This window comes from Allobosea sp. NPDC055594, assembly GCF_053618995.1.
Genome location: NZ_JBSHIO010000054.1, coordinates 1 through 309 on the forward strand (window position 1 = coordinate 1; position 309 = coordinate 309).

The following is a 309-nucleotide window of genomic DNA, read 5'->3' on the forward strand; positions in this document are numbered from 1 at the left end:
TTTGTCAGTTTGCTAGAACCTGACTTTGCCATTACAGGCGTGACGCCTACACTCACCCCACCAACCCTAAAGTCATTCATTCCGGCTTCCCGAGTTGGTACAGGTTGTGTCGCCGGGATAGAAGACCCGCCGAGTGTGACAGGCTTATCTATCTCAACACTCCCAATATGCTTGTCGCCTGCCGCAAGCGGCGGTAACGCTGATATATCTACGGTTCCTGTCATCTGCCCAAGCTGAACGGTGTCAATGGACTGTGGTATAGATGACGCTGTAAATTTCTCAATCCAAGATTCGACCCTGCCTTTTTCG

The 309-nt window shown here is 50.8% G+C and carries 1 protein-coding gene; it reads right to left on the reverse strand.

Annotated features, from left to right (window positions below):
• On the reverse strand, positions 1-309 hold a 309-nt coding region (locus ACWGRX_RS26930; RefSeq protein ID WP_452120061.1), incomplete at both ends, for a hypothetical protein.